This window comes from Streptomyces sp. WELS2 (genome assembly GCF_013870595.1).
In the GTDB taxonomy this organism is placed as follows: Bacteria; Actinomycetota; Actinomycetes; order Streptomycetales; family Streptomycetaceae; genus Streptomyces.
On sequence record NZ_JACBWZ010001161.1, the window covers coordinates 1 to 1,598 of the forward strand.

2 protein-coding genes are annotated in these 1,598 nt (G+C 73.2%); both read left to right on the plus strand.

Annotated elements, in window-relative coordinates; all coding sequences use genetic code 11:
• Window positions 1–187: CGNR zinc finger domain-containing protein (locus tag H5J33_RS34620; RefSeq protein ID WP_181798621.1), on the plus strand; the 187-nt coding region annotated here is incomplete at its 5' end.
• Window positions 188–442: 255 nt separating this feature from the next.
• Window positions 443–1,598, plus strand: a 1,156-nt coding sequence (locus H5J33_RS34625; RefSeq protein WP_181798622.1) for a YfhO family protein, incomplete at its 3' end; no start/stop codon positions are given.

Below are 1,598 nucleotides of genomic sequence, written 5' to 3' on the forward strand. Positions count from 1 at the left end.
GCTCGCCGAGGACGCCACCGACCTGCTCACCGGCCCCGACGCCGCCCAGCTCACCGAGTGCGCCGCCCGGAACTGCGCCCGCTGGTTCCTGCGCTCCCACGCGGGCCGCCGCTGGTGCACCACCAAGTGCGGCAACCGGGTCCGCGCCGCCCGGGCCTACGCGGCCCGCAAGGCCGGTTCACCTTAAAAACACCTGCCGGAAATCAAGAATTACCCGGCCGGTCATCAAATTCACTCGGTGTTTCCCGGGTGCGTAGAAAGTCGCCCTATTTTTCGGTGAGCGCACAACCAATCGGAAACGCGCTCCGTCTAAGTCCGCGAATAGACGGCGTACGCATTCTGTGAGGACACCGAAAATGCAGCGCAGCACTCCACCGGACGCGCCCGGCGACGCCGGGCACAAGCCGTGGCCGCACCCGGACGGGAACCGGATGTGAAAGCGATGTCCCGGCCGGGGCGGGCCGCCTGCCTGCTCGCCGCCGCCCTCACGGCCGCCGCGTTCTGCGCCGGTGACGCCCTCGCGCGCAGCTACCCCTTCGGGCCGCGCACCCGCAGCGTCAACGACCTGGGCAACCAGTTCGTGCCCTTCCACGCCCACCTGTGGGACCTGCTGCACGGCAGGGCCGAGGGCGGCCTGTTCGTCAACTGGCAGTCCGGCTACGGCGCCTCCTTCCTGCCCGACCTCGGCACCTACCTCGGCAGCCCGTTCGCCCTGCTGGTCGCCCTCTTCCCGCGCGACGAGATCGACCTCGCGGTGTACGTGATCACCGTCCTGAAGATCGCCTGCGCCGCCGCGGCCATGACCGCGCTGCTGCTCGCCTGCCGGCCCGGCCGCTGGTGGGCGGCGGGCCTGCTCGGCGCCTCGTACGCGCTGTGCGGCTGGACCCTCGCCGACGCCGACTACAACCCGATGTGGCTGGACGGGCTGATCGCCCTGCCCCTGCTGTGCCTGGTCGGCGAATGGGCGCGCACCGGGCGCCGGTTCCTGCCCGGCGTGCTCGTCGTCGCGCTCGCCTGGACCGCCAACTTCTACACGGCCTACATGGCCACCCTCGGCGCCGCCCTGGTACTGCTGCTCCGGCTGGTGCTCACCCGGCCACCGCGCCGGCAGGCCCTCGCGACGGCCGGCCGCGCCGCCCTCACCACCGCCCTCGGTATCGGCCTCGCCGCCCCGCTGGTGCTGACCGTCTACTCCGGCACCCGGCACGCCTACCCGGGCCGGGTCCGCGTCTTCGATCCGGTGCCGGCCGAGGACGTGCTCGCCCGGCTGCTGCCGACGTCGTACGGCTGGGGCTCCCCGGCCCTGTACGTCGGCACCACCGCGCTGCTGCTCGCCCTCGCCCTGCCCTTCCACCGGGCCGTCCCGGGGCGGGTCCGGGCCGGCTGGACCGCCCTGGTGCTGCTGGCCGTCCTGTCCCTGCAGTGGGCGCCCACCCACCTGGTCTGGCACGCCTTCGCCACCCCGCAGGGCAGCCCCTACCGGCAGACCTTCGTCGTCTGCGGACTCCTCGTCATCGCCGCCTGGCACACGCTGTCCCACGGCGCGCCCGGGCTGCGCGCCCTCGGCCCGGCCGCCGCGCTGTTCGCCCTGATCACCG